Below are 15,738 nucleotides of genomic sequence, written 5' to 3'. Positions count from 1 at the left end.
CAGCTGGAGTTCCGGGTGTCCAAGGCCACCGACGGCGGCGGCATCGCCTTCCGCAAGATCGGCACCTCCGGCATCTGGGACAAGGTGGGCCGGACCTCCGACAGCCTGTTCTTCTACAAGAACGACGGCACGGCCTGGACCTCGACCCTCTTCAACGGCAACTACGCCAACGTGGGCTCGCTCGCCCAGGTCTCCTCGGGCTGGACCCTCATCGAAGGCGGTGTCTGAGCGACGACGGCCGGCCCGGCCATTCGCTCGCGGATGTGCGGATGTGCGGATGTACGGCGGCCCGGTCGGCCCGGTGAGCCACCGGGCCGTACGGGCCGGCCGGGCCGTACGGGCCGGCCGGGCCGTACGGGCCGGCCGGGCCGTACGGGGTCAGCGCTGGGCGGTGGCCCGCGCGTAGAGCCTGGCCGCGTAGTCGCCGAGGACCGTACTCGTGGAGACGTCGTCCGTGTCGCCGCCGGTCAGGATGCCGATGATCTTCCCGTCGCGGCCGATCCAGGCGCTGCCGCTGGTGCCGCCGGGGAAATCGGCGCAGTCGAAGCGCTGCTCCCGCTCACCGGTGCGGACGGCGACCGCCGTGCAGGTACGCGGAACCTTGCGGTCGGCGGGGTAGCCCGTCACCGTGACCTCCTCGCCCGCGCGGCCGGAGGTGTCCAGCGGCGCGCCGCCGGTGACGTCCTCGATGGCGCGGCCCTTGTCGTCGGGGGCGAGACGGGCGAAGGCGAGGTCGTAGTCGTCGTCGGTGCCCTCGGCCCAGCGCTCGTCCTCGTAGACCTCGTCGAGCTTCCACACGCCGTAGGGGGCCGTTCCGTTCAGGTACCCGGGAGCGAAGACGGCGCCGGCGCCACCGGACTGCTTGCCCTCCATCAGACAGTGGCCTGCGGTGACGATCAGGTTCTTGCCGGGGCTGCGCACCACGGTCGCGGTGCAGAAGTGCTCACCGTCGAGGCCCCCGGTGAAGAGGGCGCCGGTGAACGCGGCGGTCCCGCCGGGCCGGGGGTTCGCGGCGGCGGGCGACGTGGCGGCCGGCGGCGGCGTCGCGAGCTGCGGCTTGGACACCTGCGGCCGTGACGGCCCGGTCGGTGACGCCGAGGGCAGGGCCGACTCGGCCCGCACGGGAGCGGCCCCCTCGGGGGGCGGAGCCAACTCGGCCACCGCCGCAGAGGCACCCAGCGCCGCCAACGCACACAGCACCGCCGTCACCACGGACCGCTTGTCCACCGCCATGATCCCTCCCGCTTCGCCCGTGGCGAGCATGCCTTGGGGGTGCACCGAAGAGCAAGGCCGGAGGGTCGGGCGGCCAGGGGCTGGCGCGAACCAACCTGACCGAATCACGTCGGAGGCGGGCGGCGCCCCCTGCGCCCGCCGCGGCGCGGGCAGACCGGGCGGGGGACGGGGCACGGGGACGGAGCCCTGGTGGGGCCGGGTCGGGGAGGGTTTGGGGGTTTCCCGCCAGTCCCATCGTCCTTCCGGTTCGTGCCGGTCCCTCAAGGGCGCTCACTTCGTTCGCGTCGCTACGCGATGTCGCTTCGCTCCACCCTTGACCGACCGTCCCGCCCCGGAAAGACAAGGACTGCCGGGAACCCCCCGACCTTCTCCGAGACCGCCCGGCCGGAACCCCGTCAGCCCGTGACGCCGCCGAGGAAGGCCACCCAGGCCGCAGGGGCCAGGGCCAGCTCGGGCCCGTCCGTCACCTTGGAGTCCCGGACGTGGACGGCCTGCGCGCAGGTGGCCACCTCGACGCAGTCGTCACCGTCGGCACTGCTGTACGTCGACTTGTGCCAGGAGAGGGCTACTTCGACGCAGTTGTCGCCGTCGTTACTGCTGTAGCTGCTCTTGAACCAGTGCAGATCGACATTGCTCATAGCGTCCCTCGCGTTCTCTCCAACAGGCCCAAAGAATCAGCCGGGTTCAGAGCCTGTGAACGCAGTTTGGCATATCGCTGCTGAAGGACGCTGACCTCTGTAGGGGTCGAAATCAGCACGCCTGTGCGCTGTCCCTCGCTGTACCCGAACCACTGGTGGTCCGGGGTCTCCAGAAGGCAGATGGGACCCGCGAGACCCGCATGGTCTGTCTGGTCCCGAGGCATGATCTGAACGGTCACGTTGCGGAGTCGCGCCATGAGCACAATGCGGTCGATCTGGGCACGCATGACGTCCGTCCCACCGAACTTACGGTCGAACACCGACTGCTCGATGATGAAACTGAAAGAGGAATTGGGCAGGTCGCGCAGTATGTGCTGGCGCTCCAGCCGACCACTGACTTGAGCCTCGACTCTCTCGTCCGGCAAGGGCGGCACGCGCTCGGCAAACGCACTCAGCGCATACCCCTCCGTCTGCAACAGCCCCGGCACCATCCGGCACTCGTACGTGTACAGACTCAGCGCGGTGGGCTCCAGCAGTGCCCACTTGCGGAACCACGACGCCACCCGCCTCGGCCGCGTCAGGTACTGGGCCGCGCCCTTCACCGCCCCGAAGCAGTCGAGCTGTTCCTCGACCAGCTCCACCAGCCGTTCACTCGGGTAGCGGCGGGCCTGCTCCACCGAGGCGATGTACTGCGGGGAGTAGCCGATCAGCTCGCCCAGGCCCTCCTGGGTCAGGCGGGCGCGCTTCCGGAAGGCCTTCAGGACCGCCGCGAAGCTGCGCAGGGCCCCGTTCGGGTCCTCGAAGCCCTCTTCTTCCTCTTCGGTCTCACAGTCGGCGTCGTTCACGCGCTCCACCTCTGACACCCCCAACTCACGGACCTCCGCGCCATGTTCGCGGCCCTCTTCCCCACCTCCCAGCACCCCGACTCGTACAGCGCCCCAGTAGCAGTACCTCGGTCGAATCCGGCCATCCGCGATCACCAACGGCCTCTACCGGCCGCCAACGGGCGCAACCCCTACGCCCCCGCCCAGAGCCCCTCCGCCGTCAGTCCCAGCAGGTCGATCGCGTTGCCCCGCACGATGCGGTCCACCACCTCCGCGTCCAGGTGGCCCATCTGCTCCTCGCCGACCTCGCGGGACTTCGGCCAGGTGGAGTCCGAGTGGGGGTAGTCCGTCTCGTAGAGGACGTTGCCCACGCCGATGGCGCCCAGGTTCCGCAGCCCGAAGGCGTCGTCGAAGAAGCAGCCGAAGACGTGCTCCGCGAAGAGCTCGGACGGCGGGCGGTGCACCTTGTCGGCGACTCCGCCCCAGCCCCGATTCTCCTCCCAGACCACGTCGGCGCGCTCCAGGACGTAGGGGATCCACCCGATCTGGCCCTCGGCGTACATGATCCTCAGGTTCGGGAAGCGCTCGAACTTGCCGCTCATCAGCCAGTCGACCATCGAGAAGCAGCAGTTGGCGAAGGTGATGGTGGAGCCGACGGCCGGCGGGGCGTCCGCGGAGGTGGACGGCATCCTCGACGAGGAGCCGATGTGCATGGCGATGACCGTGCCGGTCTCGTCGCAGGCCCGGAGGAAGGGGTCCCACTCGTCGGTGTGGATCGACGGCAGCCCCAGGTGGGGGGGTATCTCGGAGAAGGCGACCGCGCGCACGCCCCGGGCGGCGTTGCGGCGGACCTCGGCGGCGGCGAGGTGCGCGTCCCACAGCGGGACCAGGGTCAGCGGGATGAGGCGGCCGTGCGCCTCGGGGCCGCACCACTCCTCCACCATCCAGTCGTTGTAGGCGCGTACGCCGAGCAGCCCGAGCTCGCGGTCCTTGGCCTCGGTGAAGGTCTGGCCGCAGAAGCGCGGGAAGGTGGGGAAGCAGAGGGCGGACTGGACGTGGTTGACGTCCATGTCGGCGAGCCGCTCGGGAACCGAGAAGGAGCCCGGGCGCATCTGCTCGTAGGTGATGACTTCCAGTTTGATCTCGTCACGGTCGTACCCCACCGCGGTGTCGAGGCGGGTGAGCGGCCGGTGCAGATCCTCGTACACCCACCAGTCGCCGACCGGGCCCTCGTCGCCCCTGGCGCCCATGACGGGCGCGAACCTGCCGCCGAGGAAGGTCATTTCCTTGAGGGGGGCGCGGACGATCCGGGGGCCGGTGTCGCGGTACTTGGACGGGAGCCGGTCCCGCCAGACGTTGGGGGGCTCAACCGTGTGGTCGTCCACCGAGATGATCTTCGGGAAGGTCTCCATGCGCTCCACCGTAGCGCTGATCTGACGAACCGTCAGCTACTCCGACCGCGGTCGCGCTACGGCCAGGAGCGGATGGCTCCGCCGCGGGCTGACGCGTACGCGCGACACAGGGCAGACTGACCCTTAAACCGACGGAAGGCAGGGGGGACGACAGATGGACGGCGTACCGGCCATCCCGCACCAGCGGAACCACCCCGAAGCGGCCCGGTCCCGCACCAACAACCACACCAGCAACCGCACCAGCACCACCACCCGCACGCCCCCAGACACCCCCGTGCCCTCCGGCGCGCGTGCGGCCGCCGCCCCGGCCCCCTCCCCCGCCACCGCCGACAACCGCTTCGCCGTCCTCGGCCCCGTCCGCGCCTGGCGCGGCGGCGTGGCCCTGCCCTCCGGCAGCCCCCAGCAGCGCGCGCTGCTCGCCGTACTGCTCCTGCGCGACGGCCGCACCGCCACCGCACCCGAACTCATCGACGCCATCTGGGGTGACGACCCCCCGCAGCAGGCCCTCGCCACCATCCGTACCTACGCCTCCCGGCTGCGCAAGGTCCTCGAACCCGGGCTGCTCGTCAGCGACGCCGGCGGTTACGCCATCCGGCTGCGCCACCAGGAGGCCCTGGACCTCGGCATCGCCCGCAGCCTGGCCGCCGACGCCGAGAAGGCGCGCGCCGCCGGGGACCGCACCCTCGCCCGTACGCTGCTGGCCCGCGCCCTGGAGATGTGGGACGGCGAGCCCCTCGCCGGGGTCCCCGGCCCGCACGCCGAGACCGAGCGCACCCGTCTGTCCGAATGGCGCCTCCAGCTGCTGGAGACCCGCCTCGACCTCGACCTGGAGGTCGGCCACCACGCCGAGGCCGTCTCCGAGCTCACCGCCCTCACCGCCGCCCACCCCCTCCAGGAGCGGCTGCGCGAGCTGCTGATGCTCGCCCTCTACCGCAGCGGCCGGCAGGCCGAGGCCCTCGCCGTGTACGCGGACACCCGCCGGCTCCTCGCCGAGGAACTCGGCGTCGACCCGCGCCCCGAGCTCTCCGCGCTCCAGCAGCGGATCCTGAACGCCGACGCCGAACTCGCCCGCGCCGAGGACCCCGCGCCCGCCGCCGCACCCGTCCCCGTGAGGCCCGCGCAGCTGCCCGCCACCGTGCCCGATTTCACCGGGCGCGCCGCCTTCGTCACCGAGCTCGGGGAGATCCTCGCCGGCGCCGACGGGCAGGTGATGGCCGTCTCCGCGCTGGCCGGCATCGGCGGTGTCGGCAAGACCACCCTCGCCGTGCACGTCGCGCACGCCGCCCGCCCGCACTTCCCCGACGGCCAGCTCTACGTCGACCTCCAGGGCACCGAACCCCGCCCCGCCCTCCCCGAAGCCGTCCTCGGCTCCTTCCTGCGGGCCCTCGGCACCCCCGACAGCTCCATCCCCGACTCCCCCGCCGACCGGGCCGCGCTCTACCGCTCGATCCTCGACGGCCGCCGCGTCCTGGTCCTGCTCGACAACGCCCGGGACGCCGCCCAGGTACGGCCGCTGCTGCCCGGCACCGCCGGCTGCGCCGCCCTCGTCACCAGCCGGGTCCGGATGTCGGGCCTCGCCGGGGCCCATCTCGTCGACCTCGACGTGATGAGCCCCGAGGAGGCCCTGCAGCTGTTCACCCGCATAGTGGGCGCCGAACGGGTCGGCGCCGAACGCCAGGCCGCCCTCGACGTCGTCGGCGCCTGCGGGTTCCTGCCGCTCGCCATCCGCATCGCCGCGTCCCGGCTCGCCGCCCGCCGCACCTGGACCGTCTCCGTCCTCGCCGCCAAGCTCGCCGACGAACGCCGCCGCCTCGACGAGCTCCAGGCCGGCGACCTCGCCGTCAAGGCCACCTTCGAGCTCGGCTACGGCCAGCTGGAGCCCGCGCAGCAGCGCGCCTTCCGCCTGCTCGGGCTGGCCGACGGCCCCGACGTCTCCCTGGCCGCAGCGGCCGCCGTCCTCGACCTGCCCGAGCACGACACCGAGGACCTTCTGGAGGCTTTAGTCGACTGCTCCCTGCTGGAATCCGCCGCGCCCGGCCGCTACCGCTTCCACGACCTCGTACGCCTCTACGCGCGTGCGTGCGCCGAACGCGACGAGCAGGCCCCCGGCCGCGAGGACGCCCTGGACCGGCTCCTCGACTTCTACCTCGCCACCGCCGCCCGCGTGTACTCCGTGGAGCGCCCCGGGGACCGGCTCCCCGCCCACCTCAGCGCCACCCGCCACCCCGGCCTGGTCCTCACCGACCCCCGCGCCGCCCTCGACTGGCTCTTCGCCGAGGCCGACCCGCTGCTGGCCTGCGTACGGCAGTCCGCCGGCCGCCCGGGGGCCCTGCGCCGGGCCGTGGACCTGCTGTGGGCGGCCAAGGACCTGTCCGAGTCCGGTGCCAACTCCAAGCAGTACGAGTCCGCCGCGCTGACCCTGTGCGAGGCAGCCCGCGCCGCGCGGGACGCGCGTGCGGAGGGCCGGGCGCGCACCACGCTGACCATGGTCCACCTCTTCGCCGGGCGCTTCTGCGAGGCCGACGACGAGGCCCGCCAGGCCATGGACCTGGCGCGCGAGGCCGGCGACCCGCTGCCCAGCTGCTGGGCCCCCAACGACCGGGGGATCATCGCCCTCTACCAGAACCGCTACGAGGACGGCGAGCGCTACCTGCTGGAGGCCATAGAGAACTTCCGCGCCGACGACAACCGCATCGGCGAGGCCAGCGCCCTGTGCAACCTCTCCCGCATCCACGTCGGCCTGGGCCGCCTCGGCAGCGCCATCGACCTCGCCCAGCAGGGCATCGCCGTCTACGACCGGATGGGCCTGACCCTGCGCCTGGCCAACGGACGCTACGCGCTGGGCATCGCCCTCACCCAGGCCGGCCGGCTCGGCGAGGCCCTCGCCCAGCTCGGCGAGGCCCTGTCGCTGTTCCACGACAACCGCCAGCCGCTGTGGGAGGGCGTCACGCACTTCCGGCTCGCCGAGGCGCACCTGGCGGCGCTGCGGCCCGCCCTGGCGGCCAAGCACGCCGAGCAGGCCATCGCGCTGCGCGGCATCGGCGGGGAGTGGCGCCGGGCGACGGTGCTGACCGTCCTCGGGAAGGCGCTGCGGCGCCTGGGCCAGCCTGACCGGGCGCGGGCCTGCTGGCGGGACGCGGAGACGGTGTTCGCCCAGCTGGGGTCCGCCGAACTGGCCGAGGTGCGGGCCCTGCTGGCGTCGGAACTGGCCGCCTGACCGTGCCCCGGGCGGCGCGGCGGCCGGGCGGCGGCCGGGTGGCTTCGCGATGGACGTGGACGTTCATCGTTCGTTTATCGCCTCACGCCACCATGGATACATCGACCCGGCGCTTCGGGGGGCATCCGGGCCGGTTGGAGGACTACCCGTTCGGCGGTCCACGGGGGAACCGCCGAACGGGCCCGACACACGATCTGGAGATCCGATGACGACGAACGAGAACAGCCTGCCGCTCGACGGAGACATCAGACCTTTCGACAACCACGCCTCGGGCGCCGAGGTCGATCCGCGGGACCTTCCCGCGGAGCCGCCGGTGGCGCGGCCCGGGGAGACCCCGGACGGGGTCCAGGCCTCCGGCGAGGAGATCGTCTCGCTGGACAACCACGCGTCCGGCCCGCTGCCGTAACACCGGGAGCACGGCAAGGCGTACGGGGGAAACGTACGGGGGGCCCTTGAGCGGTCGTACGGGGGACGTACGGGGGAACCGCTCGGGGGGCGTACGGGGGGGGGGAGAACGCCGGGACGGACGGTCCACGGGGGATTCGGGGGAATCCGGGCCGTCCGCACGGGGGAACGATGCGCGGGGGCCGCGGTGGCCGGAGGGGGACCACCGCGGCCGCCGCGCGTCCGTGTGCCCACGCCCGGGCGGGCCCGGTGGACGGCAGGGGCACGGCGGGGGCGCCGCCGTAGGATGTGACCGTGTTCACTTCCCAGGGCCCCAGCCTGCGCGAACTGGCCGTCCAGGCCCTTTCGTCCGTCGAGCGCGGCTACGACCTGCTCGCGCCCAAGTTCGACCGGACTCCGTTCCGCACGCCCGACCGGATGCTCGACGCCGTCGAGGAGACCCTCGCCGCGCGGGAGGGATCCTTCGGCTCGGGCCTGGACGTCTGCTGCGGTACCGGCGCCGGCCTGGGGATGCTGCGCCGGCTGTGCCGGGACCGGGTCACCGGGGTCGACCTCAGCGCGGGCATGCTGGCGCAGGCCGCGCGGGCGCACCCCGAGGGCGTGGACCTCGTACGGGCCGACGCGCTGGCGCTGCCGGACGCGCTCGGGGACGCGTACGACCTCGCGGTGAGCTTCGGGGCCTTCGGGCACTTCCTGCCGGCCGAGCGGCCCGCCCTCTTCGCCGGGGTGCACCGCGCGCTGCGGCCGGGCGGCGTCTTCGCCTTCCCCGTCTCCGCCCCGGTGCCGCTCACCTCACCGCTGTGGTGGGCGGTGGCGGGCTTCGACGCGGCGATGCGGGTGCGCAACGCGGTGTGGCGCCCGCCGTTCGTCATGTACTACCGCACCTTCCCCTTCGGCCCGGTCCGCGCGGACCTCAGGGCGGCCGGCTTCGCGGTGGAAACGGTCCCGCTGGAACACTTCGGCCACCGCGAGGACGGCACCCCGCACTGGCGCCTCCTCCTGGCCCGCAAGGCGGCCACCGCCTAGGCCAGGTCACCAGACGCGGTCGAAGGGCAGGTGGACCCGTTGCTGGTCGGTGACGTCGTGGCCGGCGCGGAGGCGGGCCGTGTCGTTCGTGGACAGGGCGCGGCCGTAGACGCGTACGTCGTCCAGGGCGCCCGCGTAGAAGGCCTTGTAGTCGGGCTGCGTGCCGAGGTGGATGGTGAAGGCCCCGGTGGGGCGGAAGTCCATCCGGTCTGGGGTCAGTGCGGTGGTCGCGGGCGGGGCGCCGTCGACGGAGAGTGCGAGGCGGGTGCCCTTGCGCTGGAGGACGACGTGGTGCCAGGTGTCGTCGTCCACGCGGGTGCGGGTGGCGACCGAGGCGGGGCCGGTGCCGGCGTTGACGGTGGCTTCGAGGCGGCCGGTGGCGGGGTCAGCCTCGATGCGGAACTGCCGGGCGGCCGGACCCTGCCCGTAGCCCCAGACGAGGGGCTGGCGCAGGCCGCTCGCCTCGTCCTGGCCGCGGGTCTTGTACTTGACCCAGGCGGTGACGGCGAAGTCGCCGTCACCGAGGCGTAGTTGGTCGGGGCAGTTGATCAGGCGGAGGAAGTCGTCCTTGCCGTCGAAGCGCATGGCCTTCCCGCCGTCGGGGCGGTTGCCGAGCCTGGGGGCGCCGTGCACGACGGCGTGGTGGTGGAAGGGGGTGGCGTCGGTGGTGTGGCGGGGGGTGAGGTCTTCGGTGGCGGCCCGGAGCTCGTGGGGGCCGAACGCGGTGAACTTGACGTAGCCGTGCGGGGTGCCGTTGGCGGTCTCGTAGAGCATGCCGATCCGGCCGCCCGGCAGGACCGTCATGTCGGAGTAGCCGGCGCGTTCCCGCAGGACGACGGCGCCGCCCTTGGACCAGGTGCGGCCCCCGTCGTGCGAGGTGCGCACGGCCAGGGTCCAGCGGTCGGAGAACTCGGCGCCGGGGCGGCTGGGCGCCGACAGCAGCAGGGGTCCGCCGGGGAGCTGGAGCACGGAGCCGGAGGCGGGCGGTGCCGGAAGGCCGGTGACGGGGAGGAACCCGGGGTCGGGGACGGTGGGCGCGGCGGCGTCCTCGACGATCGCGGAGACGCGGTGGTCGTCGGTGCCGCAGGTGGCGGTGGAGCGGGCGTTGATGTAGATCCGGCCGTCGGGCAGCTGGGTCAGGGCGGGCTCGTTGGGGGCGGGAGTGCCTTCGGGGGCGCCCCAGCGAGCTCCGGGCCGCCAGGTGAGGCCGCCGTCGTCGCTGTAGAGGAGCTGGGCGCCGGATTCGTTGGACTCGGTGCGGTAGTCGGCGCTGACGACGAGCCGGCCGGGGCGGTCGGGGCGGGTCGGGGTGAGCTGGATGCCGTGGCCGGGGCCGACGGAGACCCAGGCCCAGTCGGCGCCCTTGAGCTGGGGCTGCGGGGCGGGGTCGGTGCTCCAGCCGGCGCCGTCGTCGGTGCTGTGGGCCAGGCGCAGTTCGCGGGGGCCGCGTACGCGGTTGCCGTCGGCGTCGGGGGTCCAGGTGCTGTAGGCGTGGAGCAGGGTGATGCGTCCGGAGGCGGAGTCGACGACGGGGACGGGGTTGCCGTAGGCGCCGGGGTCGCCGGCGCCGCGGACGACCTGCATGGGGCCCCAGGTGCGGCCCTCGTCGGTGGAGCGCTTGAGGACGATGTCGATGTCGCCGATGTCGTTGCAGCTCGCGGTGCGGGCCTCGGCGATGGCCAGCAGGGTGCCGTCCTTGGTGGTGATGAGGGTGGGGATGCGGTAGCAGTCGTAGCCCTCGGTGAAGGCGCTGAAGGGTGCGGAGACGGCGGCGGTCAGCCCGGGTGCCTTCTTGCCGCCGGGCCCGCCGGCCGGCCTGCCGCCTCCGGCGGGCGCGCCGGGCAGCAGGACGACGGCGGCGAGGACCAGCGCGACGACGACGGCGGCACCGGCCCATATCCGGACGTCCCAGCGGAATCGAACACCTGCTTGTTGCCAGCTCACCCGTGCAGGCTAACGCGGGCGGCCGGGAGGGCCGTCGAGGGCGGGCCGGGGCGTGTCGGGGCAGTGACGGGGCGGTGGCGGGCGGGCGGGCCGTGCCCGCCCGGGGGGGGGCGTACCGTCCCGGTGGCCGCGGTCAGCGTTTCCTGAGCTCGGTCTTGAGGACCTTGCCGCTCGCGTTGCGCGGGAGCGCGGGGAGGAACTCCACCTCCCGGGGGACCTTGTAGTTGGCCATCTCCCGGCGGGACCAGGCGATCAGGTCGTCGGCGGTGAGGGTGGAGCCGGGGCGGCGGACCGCGTACGCCTTGCCGACCTCGCCGAGCCGCGGGTCGGGGACGCCGACGACCGCGACGTCGGCGATGTCGGGGTGCAGGCCGAGGAGTTGCTCGATCTCGGCGGGGTAGGCGTTGAAGCCGCCGACGATGAACATGTCCTTGATCCGGTCGGTGATGCGCAGGTTGCCCGCCGCGTCGAGGACGCCGACGTCGCCGGTGCGCAGCCAGCCGTCGGGGGTGATGGCGGCGGCCGTGCCCTCGGGGTCCTCGAAGTAGCCGCGCATGACGTGGTGGCCGCGGACCAGGACCTCGCCGGGCGTGCCGGCGGGGAGGGCGGTGCCGTCGGGGCCGGTGACGCGTACCTCGGTGCCGGGGATGGCCCGCCCTGAGGTGGCGGCGACGGTCTCGGCCGGGTCGTCGCGGCGGCACATGGTGACGATGCCGCCGGCCTCGGAGAGCCCGTAGGCGGTGAGGACGGTGGCGATGCGCAGTTCGGCGCGGAGCCGTTCGACGAGCCGGAGGGGGACGACGGCGGCGCCGGTGACGACCAGGCGCAGGGCGGACAGGTCGTGGTGGTCGCGCTGGGGGTGGTCGAGGAGGGACTGGTGGAGGGTGGGAGGGCCGGGGAGTACGGAGATCCGTTCGGCGGCGATGTTGGCGAGGACGGTGTCGACGCCGAAGACGGGCTGGGGGACCATCGTGGCGCCGCGCATCAGGCAGGCGATGATCCCGGCCTTGTAGCCGAAGGTGTGGAAGAAGGGGTTCACGATGAGGTAGCGGTCGCCCTCGCGCAGTCCGGCGAGCTCGCTCCACACGGCGTAGCAGCGCAGGGTCTGGGCGTGGGTGATGACGGCGCCCTTGGGGCTGCCGGTGGTGCCGGAGGTGAAGATGATGTCGGAGGGGGTGTCGGGGCGTATGGCGTCGGCGCGTTCGCGGACGGCCCGGGCGGGTACCGCGTCGCCGCCGGCGAGGAAGTCCTTCCAGGTGCGGAAGGAGTCGGGGGCGTCGTCAGCGAGGACGACCGCGTGCTGGAGGTGGGGCAGGCCGGGGAGGGGTCCGGTGCCGGGGCCTTCGGTGGTGGCGCGGCGCAGGGAGGCGACGTAGGAGGTGCCGAGGAAGGTGCCGGTGACGAACAGCAGGCGGGCCCGGCTGCGGCGCAGGACGTACGCGGCCTCGGCGCCCTTGAAGCGGGTGTTGAGGGGGACGAGCACCGCGCCGGCGGAGACGGCGCCGAGGGCGGAGACGATCCACTCGAGGCCGTTGGGTGCCCAGACGGCGACCCGGTCCCCCGGCTCGACGCCGGAGGCGAGGCAGGCCGCGGCGGCCCGTTCGACGCGGGTGCCGAGCTCGGCGTAGGTGATGCGGGTCCGTCCGTCGACGACGGCTTCGCGGTTCGCGTACCGCTCGGCGGCGTCCCGCACGAGGGCGGCGACGGTGCCCCAGCGCAGGTCGCCCCGGGGGTCGGGGCTCGCGGTTCCGGCGGCCGGGGCCGTGGGGCCGGTGCCCGGTCCGTAGCCGTGATCGATGCCGTTCGCGCCCGCGCCTTCGTACATCCGCCCGCCCTCCCTGGATCCCAGTAGCTGACTAACCGTCAGATTAGCTGTAGCCTTCGCGGCTGTCAGTACTGGTGCACCCGGAGGTGGCGATGGCGGCAACGCTCAAGGACGCTACGGCAATCGTCGGAATCGGCCAGACCGCCTTCGCCAAACGGCTGCCGCAGTCCGAGAAGGAACTGGCCTGCCGGGCCGTCCTCGCGGCCCTCGCCGACGCGGGCATCGCACCCGCCGAGGTCGACGCCTTCGCCTCCTACACGATGGAGGAGACCGACGAGGTCGAGGTCGCCAAGTCCATCGGCGCCGGCGACGTCACCTTCTTCTCCAAGGTCGGATACGGCGGCGGCGGCTCCTGCGCCACCGTCGGCCACCTCGCCGCCGCCATAGCCACCGGCCAGGCCACCGTCGGCGTCGCCTGGCGCTCGCGCAAACGCGGCAGCGGCCCCAGACCCTGGAAGAACACCGCCGTCCAGCTGCCCACTCCCGGCCAGTGGACCCGCCCCTTCGGACTGCTGCGCCCCGCCGACGAGATCGGCATGCTGGCGCGCCGCTACATGCACGAGTACGGGGCCACCCGCGACCACCTCTTCAACGTCGCCATGGCCTGCCGCAACCGGGCCAACGAGAACCCCGCCGCGATGATGTACGAACGCCCGCTGACCCGCGAGATGTACATGACCTCCCGCATGATCAGCGACCCGCTCTGCCTCTTCGACAACTGCCTGGAGACGGACGGGGCGCTCGCCTGTGTGATCGTCTCCGCCGAGCGCGCCCGGGACTGCCGGCACAAGCCCGTCTACGTGCACTCCGCCGCCCAGGGCCTGCCCGCCCAGCACCACGGGATGGTCAACTACTGGAACGACGACCCGCTGACCGGCCCCGCCTGGACCGCCGCCCGCCACCTGTGGAAGCAGGCCGACTTCGGCCCGGCGGACGTGGACGTCGCCCAGATCTACGACGCCTTCACCCCCCTGATCCCGCTCTCCCTGGAGGGCTACGGCTTCTGCGGGCGCGGCGAGGGCGCCGCCTTCACCGAGGGCGGAGCCCTGGAGACCGGCGGCCGGCTGCCGGTCAACACCGGCGGCGGCGGGCTGAGCGAGGCCTACGTCCACGGCTTCAACCTGATCAACGAGGGCGTCAAGCAGCTGCGCGGCACCTCCACCGCGCAGGTGCCGGACGCCGCCACCTGCCTGGTGACGGCGGGCGAGGGCGTCCCGACGTCCGCGATCCTGCTGCGCGCGTGAGGAACCGACGATGACCACTGCCGAAGAGTCCCCCGCCGAAGAGTCCCTCCTGCTGCCCGTCCCCGACGAGGACGGCGCCCCCTTCTGGGAGTACGCCGCCCGGGGCGAACTCCGCGTCCAGGCCTGCGCCGCCTGCGGCCGGCTGCGCTTCCCGCCCCGGCCCTGCTGCCCGCACTGCCGGTCCTTCGACGGCGAGTGGCGTCCGATGAGCGGCCGGGGCCGTATCTGGTCCTACGTACGGCCGCACCCGCCGCTGCTGCCCGCGTACGCCGCGCAGGCCCCGTACAACGTCATCCTCGTGGAGCTGGCGGACGCGCCGGGGATCCGGCTGGCCGGGAACCTGGTCGCCTCGGCCGACGCCCCGCTGAACTCCGTGGACCCGGCCCGGCTGCGCATCGGCGCCCGGGTGCAGGTGGTCTTCACCGAGACCGGCGGGATGAGCGTGCCGCGCTGGATCCTGGAGAAGGCGTGACCCCGCGCGTGGAGCGGGACGGGGCCGCCGGGGTCGCGGTCGTCACCCTGGACCGGGAGCACCGGCACAACGCGATCGACCTGGAGACGGCCGCCGCGCTGGCCCGGGTGTGGCGGGAGCTGCGCTTCGACGCGGAGGTGCGGGCGGTGGTGCTGACCGGCGCGGGCACCGCCGCCTTCTGCACGGGGATCGACCGCTCCGTGGAGGTGCCGCAGCCACGGTCCCCGTACTCGGCCGACGACCCGCTGATCGCGATCGGGCCGAAGGCCAACGACCTGTGGAAGCCGGTGATCGCCGCCGTCAACGGCATGGCCTGCGGCGGGGCGTTCTACCTGCTGGGCGAGGCGGAGTTCGTCGTCTCCTCCACGAGCGCCACCTACTTCGACCCGCACACCTCGTACGGGATGGTCAGCGCCTACGAGGCCGTGTACATGGCGCAGCGGATGCCCTTCGGCGAGGCGGCCCGGATGTCCCTGATGGGCACGGCGGAACGGCTCTCCGCGCGGCGGGCGTACGAGATCGGGCTGGTCTCGGAGCTGGTGGAGCCCGGGGAACTGCTGGAGGCGGCGCTGCGCTCGGCGCGGACCCTCGCCGGGTTCCCGGCGGAGGGCGTACAGGGCACCGTGCGGGCCCTGTGGTCGGCGAAGCGGGCCGCGCTCCAGCAGGCCCTGGACCAGGCGCCGGCGCTGATCGCGCTGGGGAACCTGCCGCCGGAGCGGCAGGCGGAGCTGTTCGCGCGGCGCGGGCGGGGCGCGGGGTTCCGGCTGCGCTGACGGGCGGGCCCCGGCCGTCCGACGTGTCGGCATTCACCACCCGACACCCGGAACGCCCTCCTCCATTCTCTGCGCCACCAGCGAAGACGCCCCCCTGCCCGCGCTCCGCCGACGGAATCCGTGGTTGCATCCCCGAACCGAACCCGGCGGCCGCCGCACCCCTCCGCGTCCCTTCGGTGCCAGCGAACCACCCTTGAGGAGCACGGCACCAGTGCGCACCATCTCCACCGAGATCACCATCGACGCGACCCCCCGGCAGGTCTGGACGGTCCTCGCCGACTTCCCCCGCTACCGCACCTGGAACCCGTTCATCCGGGAGGCCGCCGGGGAGGCGGTGCCCGGGGAACGACTGGCCCTGAGGACGTACCCGCGGTCGGGGAGGCCGACGGCGTCCCGGCCGACCGTGCTGGTGGCCGTCCCCGGCAGGGAGCTGCGCTGGGGCGGGCCCTTCCTCCTGCGCGGCCTCTTCGACGCCGAACACTTCCTGCGCCTGGCCGAGGGCCCGGACCGCACCACCCGGCTGGAGCACGGGGAGCGCTACCGGGGGGTGCTGGTCCCCTTGCTCGGCAAGCTGCTGGCGGGCACGGCCCGCGACCTCACCGCGATGAACGACGCCCTGCGCGCCCGCGTGGAATCGGCCCGCACCCCGTCCTGACCCGCCCGGCGTGCGGCCCCCGGACCGCGGACGTAGCGTCGGGATCATGACCGCTACCCCGGAGGGACGG

General features: G+C 73.5%; 15 protein-coding genes. 9 read left to right on the top strand and 6 right to left on the bottom strand.

What is annotated here, in order from left to right:
* The first annotated feature begins 15 nt into the window (after nucleotides 1–15).
* The gene (locus ACFY7H_RS27505) at nucleotides 16–228 is read left to right on the top strand and encodes a hypothetical protein (RefSeq protein WP_388943112.1); all 213 of its coding nucleotides are present in this window, start codon (nucleotides 16–18) and stop codon (nucleotides 226–228) included.
* A gap of 49 nt (nucleotides 229–277) precedes the next feature.
* Nucleotides 278–406 carry a hypothetical protein gene (locus ACFY7H_RS27500; protein ID WP_388943110.1) on the top strand — a complete coding sequence of 43 codons (129 nt, stop codon included), beginning with the start codon at nucleotides 278–280 and terminating at the stop codon, nucleotides 404–406.
* On the opposite strand, the gene ACFY7H_RS27495 is transcribed toward ACFY7H_RS27500, so the two are convergent.
* The 4 genes from ACFY7H_RS27495 to ACFY7H_RS27480 all read right to left on the bottom strand — a co-directional run bounded on the left by ACFY7H_RS27495 (nucleotide 379) and on the right by ACFY7H_RS27480 (nucleotide 4,107).
* On the bottom strand, nucleotides 379–1,263 hold the full coding sequence (locus tag ACFY7H_RS27495; RefSeq protein WP_388943107.1) for a trypsin-like serine peptidase: 885 nt from the start codon (nucleotides 1,261–1,263) through the stop codon (nucleotides 379–381). The two genes, ACFY7H_RS27500 and ACFY7H_RS27495, sit on opposite strands and share 28 nt — an antisense overlap.
* Before the next feature lie 365 nt (nucleotides 1,264–1,628).
* Nucleotides 1,629–1,871, bottom strand: a complete 243-nt coding sequence (locus ACFY7H_RS27490) for a DUF397 domain-containing protein (RefSeq protein WP_388943104.1) — start codon at nucleotides 1,869–1,871, stop codon at nucleotides 1,629–1,631.
* The gene (locus tag ACFY7H_RS27485) at nucleotides 1,868–2,716 is read right to left on the bottom strand and encodes a Scr1 family TA system antitoxin-like transcriptional regulator (RefSeq protein WP_388943102.1); all 849 of its coding nucleotides are present in this window, start codon (nucleotides 2,714–2,716) and stop codon (nucleotides 1,868–1,870) included. Before ACFY7H_RS27485 ends, ACFY7H_RS27490 begins: the two co-directional genes overlap by 4 nt.
* A gap of 170 nt (nucleotides 2,717–2,886) precedes the next feature.
* On the bottom strand, nucleotides 2,887–4,107 hold the full coding sequence (locus ACFY7H_RS27480) for an amidohydrolase family protein (RefSeq protein ID WP_388943098.1): 1,221 nt from the start codon (nucleotides 4,105–4,107) through the stop codon (nucleotides 2,887–2,889).
* Between the two features lie 154 nt (nucleotides 4,108–4,261).
* On the opposite strand from ACFY7H_RS27480, the gene ACFY7H_RS27475 reads away from it, so the two are divergent.
* The 3 genes from ACFY7H_RS27475 (at nucleotide 4,262) to ACFY7H_RS27465 (ending at nucleotide 8,755) form a co-directional block, all read left to right on the top strand.
* Nucleotides 4,262–7,324: a BTAD domain-containing putative transcriptional regulator gene (locus ACFY7H_RS27475; RefSeq protein WP_388943095.1), complete on the top strand. Its 3,063-nt coding sequence runs from the start codon at nucleotides 4,262–4,264 to the stop codon at nucleotides 7,322–7,324.
* Between the two features lie 205 nt (nucleotides 7,325–7,529).
* Nucleotides 7,530–7,730, top strand: coding sequence for a hypothetical protein (locus ACFY7H_RS27470; protein ID WP_388943092.1), 201 nt, complete (start codon nucleotides 7,530–7,532; stop codon nucleotides 7,728–7,730).
* A gap of 293 nt (nucleotides 7,731–8,023) precedes the next feature.
* A complete protein-coding gene (locus ACFY7H_RS27465; protein ID WP_388943089.1) occupies nucleotides 8,024–8,755 on the top strand; it encodes a class I SAM-dependent DNA methyltransferase in 732 nt (243 codons plus the stop codon).
* 6 nt (nucleotides 8,756–8,761) lie between these two features.
* Here ACFY7H_RS27465 and ACFY7H_RS27460 read toward each other — a convergent pair whose 3' ends face one another.
* Together ACFY7H_RS27460 and ACFY7H_RS27455 are read right to left on the bottom strand one after the other, a co-directional pair.
* Nucleotides 8,762–10,699 (bottom strand): exo-alpha-sialidase, encoded by a 1,938-nt coding sequence (locus tag ACFY7H_RS27460; RefSeq protein WP_388943086.1) that lies wholly within the window; start codon nucleotides 10,697–10,699, stop codon nucleotides 8,762–8,764.
* A gap of 133 nt (nucleotides 10,700–10,832) precedes the next feature.
* Nucleotides 10,833–12,524 (bottom strand): FadD3 family acyl-CoA ligase, encoded by a 1,692-nt coding sequence (locus ACFY7H_RS27455; RefSeq protein WP_388943084.1) that lies wholly within the window; start codon nucleotides 12,522–12,524, stop codon nucleotides 10,833–10,835.
* 92 nt (nucleotides 12,525–12,616) lie between these two features.
* Between ACFY7H_RS27455 and ACFY7H_RS27450 the strand changes: the two genes are divergently transcribed.
* The 4 genes from ACFY7H_RS27450 to ACFY7H_RS27435 all read left to right on the top strand — a co-directional run bounded on the left by ACFY7H_RS27450 (nucleotide 12,617) and on the right by ACFY7H_RS27435 (nucleotide 15,668).
* The gene (locus tag ACFY7H_RS27450) at nucleotides 12,617–13,768 is read left to right on the top strand and encodes a lipid-transfer protein (protein ID WP_388943082.1); all 1,152 of its coding nucleotides are present in this window, start codon (nucleotides 12,617–12,619) and stop codon (nucleotides 13,766–13,768) included.
* 10 nt (nucleotides 13,769–13,778) lie between these two features.
* Nucleotides 13,779–14,240 (top strand): Zn-ribbon domain-containing OB-fold protein, encoded by a 462-nt coding sequence (locus ACFY7H_RS27445; RefSeq protein ID WP_388943079.1) that lies wholly within the window; start codon nucleotides 13,779–13,781, stop codon nucleotides 14,238–14,240.
* The gene (locus tag ACFY7H_RS27440) at nucleotides 14,237–15,013 is read left to right on the top strand and encodes an enoyl-CoA hydratase/isomerase family protein (protein ID WP_388943076.1); all 777 of its coding nucleotides are present in this window, start codon (nucleotides 14,237–14,239) and stop codon (nucleotides 15,011–15,013) included. The genes ACFY7H_RS27445 and ACFY7H_RS27440 overlap by 4 nt, the downstream gene beginning before the upstream one ends.
* 211 nt (nucleotides 15,014–15,224) lie before the next feature.
* Nucleotides 15,225–15,668, top strand: a complete 444-nt coding sequence (locus ACFY7H_RS27435) for an SRPBCC family protein (RefSeq protein ID WP_388943073.1) — start codon at nucleotides 15,225–15,227, stop codon at nucleotides 15,666–15,668.
* Nucleotides 15,669–15,738: the final 70 nt, after the last annotated feature.

Source organism: Streptomyces sp. NPDC012794 (assembly GCF_042901085.1).
In the GTDB taxonomy this organism is placed as follows: Bacteria; Actinomycetota; Actinomycetes; order Streptomycetales; family Streptomycetaceae; genus Streptomyces.
This window is presented reverse-complemented; position numbering and strand designations above follow the sequence as displayed.

Coding starts and splice junctions, on each gene's coding strand:
- ACFY7H_RS27475 (WP_388943095.1), top strand. CDS start 4,262: ATGGACGGCGTACCGGCCATCCCGCACCAGCGGAACCACCCCGAAGCG.
- ACFY7H_RS27480 (WP_388943098.1), bottom strand. CDS start 4,107: ATGGAGACCTTCCCGAAGATCATCTCGGTGGACGACCACACGGTTGAG.
- ACFY7H_RS27455 (WP_388943084.1), bottom strand. CDS start 12,524: ATGTACGAAGGCGCGGGCGCGAACGGCATCGATCACGGCTACGGACCG.
- ACFY7H_RS27450 (WP_388943082.1), top strand. CDS start 12,617: ATGGCGGCAACGCTCAAGGACGCTACGGCAATCGTCGGAATCGGCCAG.
- ACFY7H_RS27495 (WP_388943107.1), bottom strand. CDS start 1,263: ATGCTCGCCACGGGCGAAGCGGGAGGGATCATGGCGGTGGACAAGCGG.
- ACFY7H_RS27490 (WP_388943104.1), bottom strand. CDS start 1,871: ATGAGCAATGTCGATCTGCACTGGTTCAAGAGCAGCTACAGCAGTAAC.
- ACFY7H_RS27470 (WP_388943092.1), top strand. CDS start 7,530: ATGACGACGAACGAGAACAGCCTGCCGCTCGACGGAGACATCAGACCT.
- ACFY7H_RS27500 (WP_388943110.1), top strand. CDS start 278: ATGTACGGCGGCCCGGTCGGCCCGGTGAGCCACCGGGCCGTACGGGCC.
- ACFY7H_RS27445 (WP_388943079.1), top strand. CDS start 13,779: ATGACCACTGCCGAAGAGTCCCCCGCCGAAGAGTCCCTCCTGCTGCCC.